The following is a 14687-nucleotide window of genomic DNA, read 5'->3' on the forward strand; positions in this document are numbered from 1 at the left end:
ATCGTGACGTGGTGCGAAGGCGGCAAGGGGTAAGGTGGGCGCGGCGTTGGAACTGCCGATCTCCCGCCTTATAGGAGATTGGCAGCCTCGCCGCCGGCGCTCGTCTTGCGCCCTACTTGCCCGCCATGTGGTCGGCAAGCGACTGCGCCTGGCTGAGCAGCGCGGGGAAGGCCGGGTCGCCGGGCAGCTTGTCGCCCATGCATTTGCGATAGTCGCCGTCGCCTTTTTCCCAGGCGGCATTGGCGGTGTCATAGAGCTTTTCGTCCTTGGTCTCGGAAGCCTGGGCGGCCAGTTTCTGGGCGGCTTCGTCCGCGGACGTCCACAAGGCTTCGCAGGCCGCGATCCTGGGAACAGGCGGCGTGGCGGGCGCCGAAGCGATCATGACGCTGTTGCCCTTGACGAGCGTGACGACGACCTGCTGCTCGTGGATCGGCCCGACATCCTGTGTCCAGCCGCCGAGCCGCGCCATGGCGATGTCGGCGCCTTCGGGCTTTTTCAGCGGAAAGTCGAGCGTTCCCATGAAGGCGGCGTCGCTGTTGATCGCTTGGGTGTAGAAGGCATCGAGCTTCAGCGCCTCATCGACGCTGGTGGGCAGTTTGAGACCCTCGTCGGTCTCGGCGGCCCGGGCCTGGAGCCAGCGATCCAGCAGCCCCCGCGTCGTGGCCACGAGGCTCGGGCCATCGCCGCTCTGGGTATATCTCAGCCCGTCGAGCATGCCGTATCCGACATCGGAGTCGCTCAGGCTTTCCAGATTGATGGTGCCATTTTCCGGGAAATCCTTGACCGCCAAGGGGCCGAGAAGGGCGGACAGGCGCCCTTCGAGGTCGGCCCGCGCCTTGGCATCGGCGGCATCGAGGGTTTCCACGGGTGCATTCGACTTGTTCAGCTCGGTGATGGCCGCGATCGCCTTGTCGCGCGCGGCGATATAGTCGTCCTCGGGCGACGCCGCGAAAGCGGCAGTGCTCGCGAGCGCAAACATGACCGTCCAGACCAAGCGCATGACAGAACCTTTCTTCGTGGCGATCAACAGGCCTGGCAGCCATCGGGCAGCTTTGCGGCTATAATCTGGCGGAGGGGCGCGAATGAGGCAGCAGCCAACGGACCAGCTAGTCCGGTTGGCAAGGCGCGGCTAGCTGGGCCGAAAGGGCCGTAGGTGAAAGCATTGATTAGCCGGCTTGTGGTTCGATGCCGGACCGGCTTGGGCTGGCCGCGTGATGGTGGCGAAGCCTATGGCCGAGATGCGATCTACACGCCGATCTTCGCCAGCTAGAAGTCCCAGATCGTGGCTGGAGAGGCGAGTGGCGATTTTGCCGTTCGCGTCCGGGCAATCGTTGCTGCTCAAGGCGCGATGCTTTGAAGGCGTTTCGATAGCGCGCAGTATTGCGCCTACGCCGTGTCAGCGTTCGAACCAAGAAGCCAATTGGCTGAACAGGCAGGAATTATTTCGTTCGAACAAGGTTTGTGCTGTCGAGTGCTCATTCACCGTGTGAACGAGCGGAGCCCGTCCCGGCCAAGCCGGCGGGCTTTGTGTCTGGAACCTGCCGGCAGACGAGACGCCGCCGAGGATTGCGGTCGGCGCGGTGCTGGGAAATCCGCACGAAATCGCCCTGCTTGGGAAGGCGGTCTCGAATCTCAGGCCGCGGCGGCCGGGACGGATTGCGGAACGAGGCGCCAGAATCCGCGTTATTCAAGACCGAACTAATGGAGGTAACCGTGAGAAAACTGATACTCTCATCCGTGCTCGCGCTTGCTGCCACAGCCGCTGTGACGTCACCGACCAAGGCACAATTTCTCTTCCCACCCTTCGGCGGCTATTTTGGTGGCTTCGGAGGGATGCCGTTCGCCTACCGCCCCTATTACAACCCGTATTACGGTCCGTATTACGGTGATCCGTACTACCAGCCTTACCGGCCGTACTTCGGCTACCGGCACAGGTATTACCACCGGTACTACTACCCGCACCGGTACTACTACCCGCACCGTTATTACTACCCGCACCGTTATTACCACCACAGGCGCCATCACAGGCACCACCAACGGTAGCTATCGGTGCCAGCGTTGGCCCTCGGCGGAACGACCAATCGCCTGGTGCTTATAGTGAGATAACGGCACTTATCGCCCAGGAGCCAAGCTCGCCTGCTCCGCGGCGGCCGGTGTTCGCCCCGGGACGCCGTCTTCCGCTCATCCGGCAGCCTTGACCAGCCGATCCAGTACGGCGAAATCCTCCAAGTCCCGGTAGGGCGTCAAATCGAGGTCGCGAGGGACGGCTCGCACCTTTTCCTCGTCAATCGACTTTTCGTTGCGCTTCATCAAGGCTTGGTAGGCCCGCCATGAGACACCGGCCGCGCGAACGGCATCCCGCTCGGTCCGCAGCGCTATCTGGTGGGCATGCAGATAGTGAAGGCGCAATTGGTCAAGGAGGGATTTCTCGACGATTTCATGTGTGACCAAAAAGGGCGCAAGCTCTACTGGCTGACCTTGCCAAGTCATGGTTCGCGGCAAGTGGCGGTCGATATAGACGGTTCGCCCGTCCTCGCTATAACCGGCGAGGTAAGGGATATCGAACCGGCGGTTCACCTCGATGCGTCGCTGCAAAGCCAGCACGACTTCCGCAAGGACGGCGTTGCTCACATCTTCGGATTTGTGACGGGCTTCATCCTCGAGCTTCATCGCGAGCATCCCAAAAGCAAACGTGCCGGTCCATCAACGAGGGCTTTCCCGCGTTGTTCCGTGCGATCGTGGCCTGAACCGGATCGGGAAGCAGGGAATGCCGGAGCAGGTGTCTCGTGCGAATCCGAAGCAACCTCAGCGAAGGCGAGAGAGAGCGGCTTCACCGTTGCGAGCGAACTGGCAGCGCCTCATACCCGATAGAATTCGCGATACCAGTCCACGAAACGCGGAACGCCGATCTCGATCGAGATATTCGGCTTGAAACCGGTCGCCTCCTCGAGCGAGCTGACATCGGCGAAGGTTGCCGGGACGTCGCCCGGCTGGATCGGCATCAGGTTGCGAATGGCTTTGCGCCCGAGTGCGTCTTCCAGCACATCGATCAACCGGCTCAACTGAACGGGCGTATTGCCGCCGATGTTGTGGATCCTGAACGGCGCGTTGCTGGTCGCTGGATCCGGCGCGGCACTTGTCCATTCCGGATTGGCCGTCGCGGGCTGCCGCATCACGCGGACAATGCCTTCGACAATGTCGTCGATATAGGTGAAGTCCCGCTGCATGTTGCCATGGTTGAAGACGTCGATCGGCTCACCGGCGAGGATCGCCCTGGCGAAGATGAACAGCGCCATGTCGGGCCGTCCCCACGGGCCATAGACGGTGAAGAAGCGCAGGCCTGTCGTCGGCAGCGCGAACAGATGGCTGTAGGTGTGCGCCATCAGCTCGTTTGCCTTCTTGCTTGCCGCGTAGAGGCTGAACGGATGATCGGCCGGATCGTGCACGGAGAATGGCATGCGCGTGCTGCCGCCGTAGATCGAGCTCGACGATGCATAGACCAGATGGCCGACCGAGGCGTGCCGGCATCCTTCCAGGATGTTGAGGAAACCGCTGAGATTGCTTTCCGCATAGGCGTGCGGATTGGTCAGCGAATAGCGCACGCCGGCCTGCGCCGCGAGATTGACGACGATCTCCGGCGCGGTTGACTGAAACAGCGCCGAAATACGGTCTCGTTCGGTGAGATCGACATGCTCGAAACGAAAATTCGGGAATGCTTGCAACCGGTCGAGCCGGGCCTGTTTCAGGGTGACATCATAATATTCATTCATGGAATCGAGGCCGACAACCTGCCGGCCTTCGGCAAGCAGCCTCTGACTGAGATGGAAACCTATGAAACCGGCCGCGCCGGTGATCAGAACAGGCCTGCTTGATGTCACGGCGTATCCCCAGCTTTCGTTTCAGGCCGAGCCTCACAGACTCCAATATTCTATCTCGCCAGGAATTTCATCCGGCTTGATGGCAGGCTTGATGTCGCGTTCCACACGGCCCGATCGTCTGAAAGATATGGACCTTTCGCCCTCCAGATCATGCTTGTGAGGTCCCGCCAGAACAAGCCCCTGCAAATCACACGAACGGCAGGATCGTTTCGCCATGATCGCGCCGGTCGCTTTTAGTATCGCCTCCTGACCAGGGGAACCATCCCTTTTTGGAGAAGTTTTACCCATTGAAGGGCGAACCTTTCAAAGGAGATTACCTATGAAACATGTTCTCATCACCAGCATGCTCGCGATCGGACTCGGCTGTGGCACGGCAATGGCCCAGACGCAGCAGCCGGCCGACAACCAATCAGGGGCGGACACGAACTGCACCTCCGGAATGGCTAACTGTAAGCCCGGCTCGAAGATGAACGGCCAGGCCCAGGACAAGTCCACTACCAAAACGGACCAGCAGGCCCAGGGCAAGGCAAAGGCCCAGACCGACCAGCAGGCGCAGGGCAAGGCCGGCACCAGCACGGACCAGCAGGCCCAGGGCAAGGCCAAGGTCCAGACCGATCAGCAGGCCCAGGGCACGACCGGCACCAGCACGGACCAGCAGGCCCAGGGCAAGACCAAGGTCCAGACCGATCAGCAGGCGCAGGGCAAAGCCTCCACCCAGGACAAGACTTCGACCGCCTCGATCAACAATGTGACGGTTGAACAGAAAACCGAGATCACGCAGGTGATCAAGGAGACGAAGGTCCAGCCCGTAGCCAATGTCGATTTCGACGTTTCCGTGGGCGTGGAAATTCCGCGGCACAAGATCAGATTGCACCGCTTGCCTGCTCGCATCGTCAAGATCGTGCCGGCCTACGAATCCTACGAATATTTCGTGCTCGCCGACGGGCGGATCGTGATCGTCGATCCGGATTCACTAAAGATCGTTCTCATTTTGACCTGATGCATGTCGCGCAAAAGTGACCTCGGTCGAGAACGACAGGCATAAAAACAAGACCCCAAAGCGCGTCGCCTGAACCGGTTTCGAGGCGACGCGCTTTAGAGCCATGAAAGGATATGGCCCGCCCTGCCTTTTTGGCGGGGCGGGCCGGGCATATTCGGCCGGGAGGGACGATCGGCGCCATCGGCAAGCAAAAAGCAAGTCCTGCAGCGGCGGCAGTCAGTCACGCCGGCGGAGAGCCCAATGAATGGCTCTCTATTGCAGAAGAGCCCGCGCTGTGCGTCGGCCATTCGTTTTAGCGCTTAAGTGGAACGCATGGAAAAGCCCCGCCGACCGGGAGTCAAGCGGGGCCCTTGGAGCAATCCGCAAGGGACTGGCTGCGGGATTACTCGGTGATCCGGTAGGATCATCTTCAATATGGTCTTTTGGACAAGGTGCCGCATCGGTCAAATAGATGAAGCGGACGACCTATTGTGCGGCGAGACCGGCGGAGAAGGCCTCTCACCGACATCTCTCAGTCAAACCGGAACAAAAGCGTTTGGCCGGTGTTTACCGGGTGAAGGGCATCTTGGTTTTTGGAGAATTCAAAATGAAAATCATGATCTTGGGAGCTCTGGCGCTGTGCTTGGCCGCGCCTGCGGTGGCTTCGGCGCAAGACGCCGTCGTCATCAACAGGTATCACCATCATCATCGCGCCAATGTGGTCATCAATGAGGACGGCCAGCGCCTGCATCACCGCCACCATGGTCAGATCGCATTCTACGATCACGGCCGCCGGCACTACCGGCACGACAATGTGGTCGTGACAGCGTCCGTATCGCACCGCCATCACCGTCATCATCACGTCGTGATCGAAAACGGCGGCTACTGATCTGGCGTCAAGTTGCCCGGCTCCGCGATCTCGACGGAGCCGGGCAACGTGGTGGCGCCGCCGCGCCGGCTGGAACAAAAGCACCGGGGAGAGGTTAACGATCGAAGGGACCGCAACGGATGCGGAACAATGATAGAACTTATGAATCTGGAACTGGCGCGGGCAAGGCAGCGGGTCAAACGGGCTGAGCTGGCCCTGTCGCGGGCCAAGGAATTGATGGATGAAGACTGTGGTGTCGGCATCAATATCGCGCTGTGCAGCCGGATCAGGTCCGCGCAGCAATATGTGGCCCAAGCCAGGGCCCGCTTGACGAAGATCAAACCGCCTGCTGCCAATTCTTAGGGCGCCGACAGCCGGATCTAGGCGCTTCCCTGAGCGACGTTGCGCCCATGTCGCGTTGGGTGACGGCGTTCGGCTTTCGCGATTTCCTTGGACATAAGGGCTTGGTGTCTCCACCCCCCGATTGGGCGCCTCGTACGAGCCAGGGCGTCCATCGACGCGTCCGTCGACCCGGGGCGTTAATTCATCGATAGGATCGATCATCTCGGACTTTGCTGTCTGCGGGGCATTGTGGCACAGCCATTGGTGAAGAAAGTTGAGCCCGCGCGCTGGCGCCGCCCCTGAAAATGGCGGGCGGAGCGGGCGTTCATTCATGGGGATTGCCTGTCTATGACGGCTCTGCCATCCATGGGCGAGCCCTTTGTGTCAGGTTTGAAGTGAGTACTGCAGATGCCTAAGATGCCTCACCCTGGACAGCGCGTAGGCCTGCCGCCACTGACCGCTGCTCCTCGACCGATAATGGTTGACCGAGCCGGCGAGCACTGTCGGATCCGAACCTTGCAACAGGGTGAAGTGAATGAGCGGTTCACACGCTGGCTTGGCGACCCAGCCGTAGCCGCCGGGTTGAACATGCCCGGCGCGACGATGGGGCTTGATTCGTTTCGTGCCTACGTCGGCAGCTTCGACAACATATGGCGTAACCTGCTGGCTATCCGCATGCTCGACGACGAGCCGATCGGCTTGATCATGACCGAGATCGATCCACGCCATCGCATTGGGTCGCTGCATCTGATCGTCGGGGATAAGGCGCAGCGAAGGCTCCAGACTTCGTTCGAAGCAACCCGCCTCGCCATCTGGCATATGTTCGTTGAACGCAAATTGGAAAAGCTGACGTTCGAACCGCTGGCCCGCAATCATGCGGCTGTGATGGCTTGCCGGCTTGGAATGCTGCGTCTGGAGGGGACACTGTTGTCCCACCGGCTCGACGCAAAAACGGGCGAACGCCTGGATCAGCTCATCTTTGCCTTGTCCCTGGACGAGTTCAAAAAACGTCTCCGAGCTGTCCCGACCCTTCCGGTCTTTGAGGGGCCGGGATTGTCGCGCCACTTCGTGCGCGACACGGCAAGATCGTTTGGGCGCAGCTAGAAGCGGTACGAAATTCCGAAATTCAAAGTGCCAAACGATGGCTTGAACGTCACCTGGTCGGCGCCATTGCCTCCGACATGGACGTCGCTGAACAAATAGTGGACATATTCTGTCTTCAACGACCATTGCGGCGCGAACGCGTACTCGACGCCTGCACCAAAGGCACCGCCGACTTTGGTCTTGTTGACGTCATCGGTCCCCCCGAAAAGGCCGGTTGCTGACGAGGAAGCCGCTATGCGGGCAACGGCAACGCCGCCGGTGCCGTACAGCAAAAACTGATCCGACGCCAGGAAGCCTGCCCGTGCGCGTGCGGACGCCACCCAGGTCACATCGTAATCGTACGAGTGCGTCTTTCCCCCGAAAATCGGGTCGGTGACGATATGTGACGAATTCTGATCGTGAAAGCCGAGGAAATCCAGATTTGCGACGCCACCGTAAACGAACTGGCCAGCCTGCCAATCGTGGCCAGCATAGACGCCACCTATGAATGCCGTGTCGTCGAAATCAGAGCCACTCGCCGACGGGGAACCATCAAAGCCTGGGCGCGAAAACCCGGCCCCCAGTTCCGCGCCGACATAAGACCCCTGCCAGTGACCATCCTGAGCATTGGCGGGTAAAGCCAGAGCGGACAGAGCAACCGACGCGTAGAAAATCTTGATCATGAATCACCCCGACCCGTTGGTTCAACCATATCCCACATGGTATTGAAATGCTGTTGTAATGTCGTCACAGTCGCTTCCCGATTTGGCTGACCTATCGCGATCCTGAGGCATAAGACCCTGCCCAACGCATTCGCGATATTTGCGTGTCATCCCGTTGTAAGGGGGGACCGCCGCCACCATGACCGCAGTGGCAAGCCAGCCACAATCTCGACGTCTACGGCCCTATAGCCGCGCGCATGGGAGATGCATCGCCTGAAGCGGTCGCTCGGACGGGACCAAGCCAAGTCGGCCGCTTCGCTGGGCTGCCCCGGTTCACAACCAGCCGCGTCCTGTTCGTTCGGACAGCGCTTGAATTACGCCTTCTTCTGGCTGGTGAGCCGCTCGAGCGCATCGACGATCAGATCACAAAACTTCGCATGGTCGAGCTTCATCGCTACGGTATGGCGGAAGTCGATCTGCTCGCTCGCCGTGCCGCCGAAATGGTGCATGCCACCCATCTTCTCGAAATTGCAGACCGTCATGCCCTTGGTCCACCGTCCGGCAATTTCGACGCGGATGTCGGCCTTCTCGGTGGTGAAGACGCTTCCGTCGATCATGGCGGCGACGCAGCATGCGTCATGGACGGCGGGATACTCGATTTGCAGCAGGCCGCCATGCGTGGTTGCAATGAACTCCCAGATATCGAGGATGAACCTGGCGATCGGGCCGCCGACGGCGCGCACCCTGTCCTGCAGCTCCGGGGTGGCCAGCGCCTGGTGCGTAAGGTCGAGCCCCACCATGGTGACGTCCCAGCCGGCGCGGAACACCACGTCGGCGGCCTCCGGGTCGCCATAGACGTTGAACTCCGCCGCGGGCGTGATGTTGCCGCGCGTGTAGCTTCCGCCCATCGCGACCACCCGCTTCACCCGCTCGACGATGCGCGGGTCCTTGCGGACGGCTAAGGCGATGTTGGTGTAGGGGCCGACCGGGACAAGCGTGATCGTCTTCGGCTCATGCGCCATGACCGTGTCGATGATGAAGTCGACGGCATGCCGCCTGTCGAGCTCGAACGAGGCAGGCGGCAGCACCGGGCCATCGAGCCCGGTATCGCCGTGGATCTCGACCGCCAGCACCTGATCGATGATCAAAGGGCCGGGGGAGCCCTTCGCCACCGGCACCTTGATGCCATAGGCGGTGCACACGGAAAGCGCGTTGCGCGTGGTGTTCTCGACATTGTGGTTGCCCGAAACCGTCGTGATGCCGAGGAGATCGATCTTCGGATTGCCCGCCGCCAGCAGGATGGCGATGGCGTCATCATGCCCGGGGTCGCAGTCCAGGATGATCTTCTCCATGGTGGCACCTCTCTTGTCGGCGGATTCTGTTCGAACAAGAGACTGCCGCGTCCATGCAGTCAAGGTTGCGGTGCCCGAGCGACACAGGCCACCCGCTCCCTGGGCAGGGCTGTCGCACGATCGCAATGACGGGACGGCGAAACGCTCTTCGTTCGTTCGAATGACAACAAGCAAGGAATCAGGAGGTAGCGTGCGGGCGGGGCGGCATCGAGCCCCCGATCGAACCAAGTGGAGAATAGAATCGCGGTGAGGGTTGCGACAGGTGGGATCAAGTGATGATTGATTTGCCGGATACCAGATCAAAATCTCCAAGCAGTGACTTCACCTTTATCAAAAGACGGCCTTTGATTTTAAGTCATGGGACATCTGGCAGGGGCGGCGCCATGCTGTCCCTCGTTCCTTCAATCCTCGTTCTGCTGTTGGCGTCCCCGGCCAATAGTCAACTGGCGCCCGAAGCGTCAGCGGCCGCAACCAATGGCCACTCGCCGGTCGCGGTTTCCGACCACGCCGATATCGCGAAAGAACCGGACAAGGCGCCGCCCGGCGAGGATGAGGAGGCCTTGCGCCGCGAATTGGCCGCGGCGCGAGCCGAACTGGCCAGGCAAGCGCAGGTCCTGAAAGAGCAGCGGCAAACGGACGAAGCGCTCACGCTCAATCTGGAGACGGCGCAGCGCGTCATCGAAAACTTCAGGGCCGAAGCCAGTCTCTGGGACAGCGAGAAAGGCGCCATGGCTGAAGCGCACCCCGCGAGCAAAGCCTCTCAGGCCGCCGCGACGCGAGCGCTTGATGACGAGCGCCATAAGGCAGAGCTCCTGGAACAAGAACTCACCACGGCGCGTCAAACGATCGATGCCCTCAAGACAGGCGTAAATCTGGCCGCGCAGGAGCGGGCCAAGGCCGTGAAGGCCCGACAGGTGGCCGACGCCGCTTCGAACCAAGCCGGGCTAGCACTCAAACTGGAACGTGAACGAGCCGATGCAGCCATACGTGACCTTGAGAGTGCTCGCAAGGAACGCGATGCCTTGAGGCAGGGCTCGATGGAATTGAATGCGGCGTTGGAGCAAGAGCGTGAAAGAGCCAACGGTTTAGCCCGCAGCCTCAGTGCCGCGCGTGAGGAAATCGACGTCGCGAGGGATAGGCGTCGGAGCGCGGCCGTTGAGCGCGCGCCCAAGGCACGTACCGCCACGAGTGCACTTGCAAGTTCATCATCGCGTTCGGGCGCAGCCCGTAACCCGGGCTTGCCGAAAAAACAGAAGGTGAAGGGTCCAAAGCCGCCGCAAACTGTGGTGCTGGCAACCATTGCCCTTCCCGTTGCATTGCTCCCAACCCGACCACCCGCGAAGTGAAAGACAAGCGAACGACATGCATCCCGCAGGGGAGGATGGCAATGAAAAGGTACTTCGCAGCCGCGTTGGCGATCGGTATCGCAATTGGGCCCGCCTCGGCTCTCGATGCAGGTATAGGCGGTAAGGTTGGCGGCCTGGGGGTCGGCGCTGGAGTGAGCGTCGGTTCGCAAGGCGGATCCGTGGGGGTGGGCACGAACGTGGACGGTGCAGGCGGAGCAAATGTCGGGGCGTCGGTCGGCGTCGGTAACGGGTCACCCGCCGCAGGCCTTGGTGCCAGCGGCAACGTTGGCAACACAAGCGGAAGCCCTTCGACGGGTATCGGCCTCGGCAACGCCCCGTCCGTCGAAAACGGTTCGGCGACCGCTCCCGGCAAGCCGGCCGCTGCCACGACAGCCACTGCCTCCGCCAAGGCCGCCAGGCAATCGAATTTCCTGCCGCCCATCCTCAGGCCTTCCAAAGCCGGCGAGGGCGACCCCAATCCGGGATATCCCCTTGGATCACCGGAACCCCTTACAGCGAAACCCGGCACGCCAACCGCGATCGCGCGAGCCTGCCGCGCGGCGATCATGTCCGCCGCGAAGCCGCTTGGCGCCGTGCGCGTCAATGCAGTCAGCGCGGGTGCCTTGCGCCACGGTGGGGGTGTACTCACGGCGCCGATCAAGGTGCGAATAGACTATGCAAGACAGGGCGGCATCGAAGTTCGGCAAGCGCAAGTCAGTTGTCGCCTCAATAAAGCGGGCAGGGTCACCGCGGTAACATAGCACCGAAGCTGAAAGAGGGCACGGCGCTTCACCGACGTCGCTCGAGCTGGCCGGTATGAGCGGCCCGCTTCACCCTTTCCGCTTCTCGACCTCCGCCTTTCGCAGCAGGAACCGCTGGATCTTGCCGCTCGGGGTCTTCGGCAATTCGCTGACGAAATCGATCTCGCGCGGATAGGCGTGGGCGGAGAGCCGCTTGCGCACGTGCTGCGCCAGTTCCTCGGCGAGCTCGGGGCTGCCCTGATGGGCGGGCGCCAGGATGACGAAGGCCTTGACGATCTCGGTGCGCCGCGGGTCGGGCACGCCGACCACGGCCGCCTCGGTCACGGCGGGATGCTCGATCAGCGCGCTTTCGACATCGAAGGGGCCAATGCGGTAGCCCGACGAGGTGATGACGTCGTCGGCGCGGCCGATGAAGGAGACCGAGCCGTCCGGCTCGTATTCCACCGTGTCGCCGGTGCGGTAATAGCCGCCCGCGATGGCCGGCGTCTCGGCCTGGTGATAGCCGTCGAACCAGCGCAGCGGCGAATTGGCGATGTCGACCGCGAGGATGCCGGGCTGGTTGGGGCCGAGTTCGCGGCCTTCGTCGTCCAGCACCACCATGCGGTAGCCGGGCATGGCAAAGCCGGCGGAGCCCGCGCGCACGGTGTGCGCGAGCCCATGATGGTTGTTGACCATCATGCCGTTCTCGGTCTGGCCGTAATGATCGTGGATGGGGGCGGCGAGATGGGCGTCGAACCAGCGGATCACTTCCGGGTTGAGCGGCTCGCCGGCGCTGCTCACCACGCGCAGCCGGCCCTTGACCCGGGCGGCCGCTTCCGGCCCTTCGGCGAGCAGCAGGCGGAAGGCGGTGGGTGAGCCGGCAAGGCTGGTGACGCCCAACCGCTCGATGATGTTGTAGGTGCTCCTGGCGTTGAAGGCGCCCTCGTAGAGGGTCGTCGCGATGCCAAGAAGCAGCGGGCCGGTGATGGCGTAATAAAGGCCATAGGCCCAGCCGGGATCGGCGATGTTCCAGAACACGTCGTCGGGGCGCAGCCCGATCGCGTCGCGCATATAGGCGCCGAAGGCGAGCAGGGCGCTGAGCGGCACCGGCACGCCCTTGGGCAGGCCCGTCGTTCCCGATGTCGACATCATCATGAACAGGTCGCCGCCCTTGCGCATGACGGGTTCGCGGTCGGGAGAGGCGGTGGCGAGGGCGGCGCGGAAATCGATGTCGCCAGCGGGCAGGGCATCACCGGCGCCGATGATGGTCGCGACCGGCGGGCAGTTCTCGATCTCGTCGAGCTTGCCGCGGTTGGCCGCATTGGTCACCACCAGTTTTGCCCCGCTGTAGCCCAACCGGTGTTCGATCGCCTTCGGTCCGAAAGCGGTGAACAACGGCTGGTAGACGGCGCCGATGCGCCAGGCGCCGAGGATGAGCGCCACCAGTTCGGGAATGCGCGGCAGCATGCCGGCGACGACATCGCCGGGGCCGACGCCCGATTGCCTGAGCAGGTTGGCGACACGGCCCGACATGTCGGCGAGGGCGTCGAAGCTGAATTCGCGCAGCTCGCCGCCTGCCGAGATCGCGCGCAGGGCCAGCCGGTTCTGGCCGATGTGGCGGCCGCAGCATTCGACATAGGCGTTGACGCCCATCGTCGGGTCGCCATCGAGCCTGGCGATTTCATCCTCGATGCGAAAGCGCTGAACGGCGTCGTCATGGCGCGGCAAGCCGGTTTCAGTCCTGGTCATGGCAATCCTCCCTGGCGGCGCCCCATTGCCATGGCGCTGTCGCGGCAACAATGGCATCAGATGGCGCCGATGGGCAACGATCGACGCCTGTCCCTATCCTCTTTGTCGAGGGCGTCGGGCCGGGAAGCGGGGGGCTAAGACGGATCCCTACTTCTTCAACGGAACGTCGAGCAGGGCGAGCGACATCCCTCCCAACAAATCGAACGCTCTTTGCATTTCGGCCGTTCCATCGTCCGTGGCTTTCACGCCGCCCGGATCGCGATTTGGCGACGGTGGCGCCACGGTCGTCATCAGGCCGATGCTTTTCGTGACTTCGATATAGCAGATGCCGTGCGAGACGCGGTCTCCGAAGTGCTGCACGCAACCGAAATCGACCACCCGTTTTTCTCCGTCCTTGGTGGTGAACGTCACCTGCGACTTCCTGTCGAGATGGTCGGCGCCGCCTTCCTCGCGCGACCTCTTGTCGGCCATCGCCTCCATTTGCGCGAATACGTCCGATCCATCGACATGGTAGAGATCGACGACATCCGCTTCTGGACTGGCCGGATCGGTCACCGTCGCCGTGCACCTGATCTTGCCGTCGCCCGCCAGGCGACCGCAGGTGAAAGTCCCCTGGAAACTGAAATTATTGCCCGTCTGGCCATTGATGTTGCCGATGCCTTCCGACAGGGCACCGTTCAGAGCCTCCTCGTTCACGCCGAATGCGTCGAGCGGGGAGGTCGGTATGTTCCGCGACGTCGATGGCTGCACGGCCTCGGCGCGCGGCGCTGCCGTCTTTATGTGCCAGTCCGAAGTGTCGACATCGCGATTTCCCTCCAGGATGGCTGCCACGAGCGCGCCGGCGCCGCCGAGCTTAGCCGTCAGCTGGTCGAGCGTTTTCTCGTCGGGTTCGCCGGTAACCGGCAAGCCTGCCTGGCTTTGAAACGACTTCAACGCGCTCCTTGTATCCGATCCCGCGTGGGCATCGATCCGGCCCTTGTAGTAGCCCAGCCTGAGCAGCAGGACCTGCGCGAAAATCGTGCGGTCAAACAGCGCGTTGTCGTCCTGGCTGATGGACTGATTGCGCTCGGAGAAGGTGGTTTGCGTGTGGCACAAGCCTTTCACCGCGAAGGTGCATGCCAATTGGGCCTGAATGCGTGCATTGACCTCCATGGAGGCCTCACAGGCTATGCCATAGCCGCCATTGTCGCCCGTGGCGACCGCCCCCCATCCGCCCTGGCATTCCAAGGCCAACTGGCAATTTACGCCTTCTGCTCCCTTGCACTGCTCGAGCGCGCATTTGCGCGCGGCTTCCCTGCTTGTGTAGCCGGAGCACCAACCATAGGACTCATCATCGCCGAAGAACACCGCGCCGGCCGCCAGAGTGCTGCCGGCCGGCAAGAGACCAAGCAGAAGACAGCCAAGCATGAGGCAGAGGCGCTTCATCGCAGCCTCCGATTTGCGGCTCCGAACATCTTTCGCAGGCCGTGACGGCGGCAGCTGTATCCGGCGATGCCGCGGCCAAACGACCATCAATCTGCTCATGGCGACCAGACCTGACCAGGTCCGCCTTTCGCGGCTTGGGTTTTCGGGCGAGCGTGTGTTTGCCTTGCCAGACATCATCTCACGGCCGCCGGCTCGCGTCCCCCTTCATAGTGATGAAGACCGCTGCATTTGCGGTGCCTCGCTGTCGGGTCGGTCGAAGCCGC

At 62.2% G+C, this 14687-nt stretch carries 14 protein-coding genes; 7 read left to right on the forward strand and 7 right to left on the reverse strand.

Going from position 1 to position 14687, the window contains the following annotated elements; translation table 11 throughout:
* Window positions 1-112 precede the first annotated feature (112 nt).
* Window positions 113-1000, reverse strand: a complete 888-nt coding sequence (locus FJ958_RS08115; protein ID WP_140741377.1) for a hypothetical protein — start codon at window positions 998-1000, stop codon at window positions 113-115.
* Window positions 1001-1713: 713 nt separating this feature from the next.
* On the opposite strand from FJ958_RS08115, the gene FJ958_RS08120 reads away from it, so the two are divergent.
* Window positions 1714-2043: a hypothetical protein gene (locus tag FJ958_RS08120; protein WP_140741379.1), complete on the forward strand. Its 330-nt coding sequence runs from the start codon at window positions 1714-1716 to the stop codon at window positions 2041-2043.
* Between the two features lie 138 nt (window positions 2044-2181).
* Here the strand turns inward: FJ958_RS08120 and FJ958_RS08125 are convergent, their stop codons facing one another.
* Together FJ958_RS08125 and FJ958_RS08130 are read right to left on the reverse strand one after the other, a co-directional pair.
* Window positions 2182-2670: a hypothetical protein gene (locus tag FJ958_RS08125; RefSeq protein WP_140741381.1), complete on the reverse strand. Its 489-nt coding sequence runs from the start codon at window positions 2668-2670 to the stop codon at window positions 2182-2184.
* A 188-nt stretch (window positions 2671-2858) separates the two neighbouring features.
* Window positions 2859-3878: an NAD-dependent epimerase gene (locus FJ958_RS08130; protein WP_140741383.1), complete on the reverse strand. Its 1020-nt coding sequence runs from the start codon at window positions 3876-3878 to the stop codon at window positions 2859-2861.
* Window positions 3879-4197: 319 nt separating this feature from the next.
* On the opposite strand from FJ958_RS08130, the gene FJ958_RS08135 reads away from it, so the two are divergent.
* The 4 genes from FJ958_RS08135 (at window position 4198) to FJ958_RS08155 (ending at window position 7171) form a co-directional block, all read left to right on the forward strand.
* Window positions 4198-4878, forward strand: a complete 681-nt coding sequence (locus FJ958_RS08135) for a DUF1236 domain-containing protein (protein WP_140741384.1) — start codon at window positions 4198-4200, stop codon at window positions 4876-4878.
* Window positions 4879-5329: 451 nt separating this feature from the next.
* Window positions 5330-5746, forward strand: coding sequence for a hypothetical protein (locus FJ958_RS08140; protein WP_348642197.1), 417 nt, complete (start codon window positions 5330-5332; stop codon window positions 5744-5746).
* A 141-nt stretch (window positions 5747-5887) separates the two neighbouring features.
* Window positions 5888-6088 (forward strand): hypothetical protein, encoded by a 201-nt coding sequence (locus tag FJ958_RS08145; protein ID WP_246679543.1) that lies wholly within the window; start codon window positions 5888-5890, stop codon window positions 6086-6088.
* A 495-nt stretch (window positions 6089-6583) separates the two neighbouring features.
* Window positions 6584-7171: a GNAT family N-acetyltransferase gene (locus FJ958_RS08155; protein ID WP_140741386.1), complete on the forward strand. Its 588-nt coding sequence runs from the start codon at window positions 6584-6586 to the stop codon at window positions 7169-7171.
* Here the strand turns inward: FJ958_RS08155 and FJ958_RS08160 are convergent.
* A complete protein-coding gene (locus FJ958_RS08160) occupies window positions 7168-7833 on the reverse strand; it encodes an outer membrane beta-barrel protein (RefSeq protein ID WP_140741387.1) in 666 nt (221 codons plus the stop codon). The two genes, FJ958_RS08155 and FJ958_RS08160, sit on opposite strands and share 4 nt — an antisense overlap.
* Window positions 7834-8186: 353 nt before the next feature.
* Window positions 8187-9164, reverse strand: coding sequence for a nucleoside hydrolase (locus FJ958_RS08165; protein WP_140741389.1), 978 nt, complete (start codon window positions 9162-9164; stop codon window positions 8187-8189).
* A 275-nt stretch (window positions 9165-9439) separates the two neighbouring features.
* Between FJ958_RS08165 and FJ958_RS08170 the strand changes: the two genes are divergently transcribed.
* Window positions 9440-10510: a hypothetical protein gene (locus tag FJ958_RS08170; protein ID WP_140741390.1), complete on the forward strand. Its 1071-nt coding sequence runs from the start codon at window positions 9440-9442 to the stop codon at window positions 10508-10510.
* 41 nt (window positions 10511-10551) lie between these two features.
* Complete coding sequence (locus FJ958_RS31945; protein WP_140741392.1) at window positions 10552-11271, forward strand: hypothetical protein; 720 nt, start codon at window positions 10552-10554, stop codon at window positions 11269-11271.
* A 69-nt stretch (window positions 11272-11340) separates the two neighbouring features.
* Here the strand turns inward: FJ958_RS31945 and FJ958_RS08180 are convergent, their stop codons facing one another.
* Window positions 11341-12999, reverse strand: a complete 1659-nt coding sequence (locus FJ958_RS08180) for an acyl-CoA synthetase (RefSeq protein ID WP_140741394.1) — start codon at window positions 12997-12999, stop codon at window positions 11341-11343.
* 147 nt (window positions 13000-13146) lie between these two features.
* Window positions 13147-14424: a peptidoglycan-binding protein gene (locus FJ958_RS08185; protein ID WP_181176329.1), complete on the reverse strand. Its 1278-nt coding sequence runs from the start codon at window positions 14422-14424 to the stop codon at window positions 13147-13149.
* Window positions 14425-14687: the final 263 nt, after the last annotated feature.

Source organism: Mesorhizobium sp. B2-3-5 (assembly GCF_006442395.1).
GTDB lineage: Bacteria > Pseudomonadota > Alphaproteobacteria > Rhizobiales > Rhizobiaceae > Mesorhizobium.

Coding starts and splice junctions, on each gene's coding strand:
- FJ958_RS08115 (WP_140741377.1), bottom strand. CDS start 1,000: ATGCGCTTGGTCTGGACGGTCATGTTTGCGCTCGCGAGCACTGCCGCT.
- FJ958_RS08125 (WP_140741381.1), bottom strand. CDS start 2,670: ATGAAGCTCGAGGATGAAGCCCGTCACAAATCCGAAGATGTGAGCAAC.
- FJ958_RS08135 (WP_140741384.1), top strand. CDS start 4,198: ATGAAACATGTTCTCATCACCAGCATGCTCGCGATCGGACTCGGCTGT.
- FJ958_RS08140 (WP_348642197.1), top strand. CDS start 5,330: ATGAAGCGGACGACCTATTGTGCGGCGAGACCGGCGGAGAAGGCCTCT.
- FJ958_RS08145 (WP_246679543.1), top strand. CDS start 5,888: ATGAATCTGGAACTGGCGCGGGCAAGGCAGCGGGTCAAACGGGCTGAG.
- FJ958_RS08160 (WP_140741387.1), bottom strand. CDS start 7,833: ATGATCAAGATTTTCTACGCGTCGGTTGCTCTGTCCGCTCTGGCTTTA.
- FJ958_RS08165 (WP_140741389.1), bottom strand. CDS start 9,164: ATGGAGAAGATCATCCTGGACTGCGACCCCGGGCATGATGACGCCATC.
- FJ958_RS08170 (WP_140741390.1), top strand. CDS start 9,440: ATGATTGATTTGCCGGATACCAGATCAAAATCTCCAAGCAGTGACTTC.
- FJ958_RS31945 (WP_140741392.1), top strand. CDS start 10,552: ATGAAAAGGTACTTCGCAGCCGCGTTGGCGATCGGTATCGCAATTGGG.
- FJ958_RS08180 (WP_140741394.1), bottom strand. CDS start 12,999: ATGACCAGGACTGAAACCGGCTTGCCGCGCCATGACGACGCCGTTCAG.
- FJ958_RS08185 (WP_181176329.1), bottom strand. CDS start 14,424: ATGAAGCGCCTCTGCCTCATGCTTGGCTGTCTTCTGCTTGGTCTCTTG.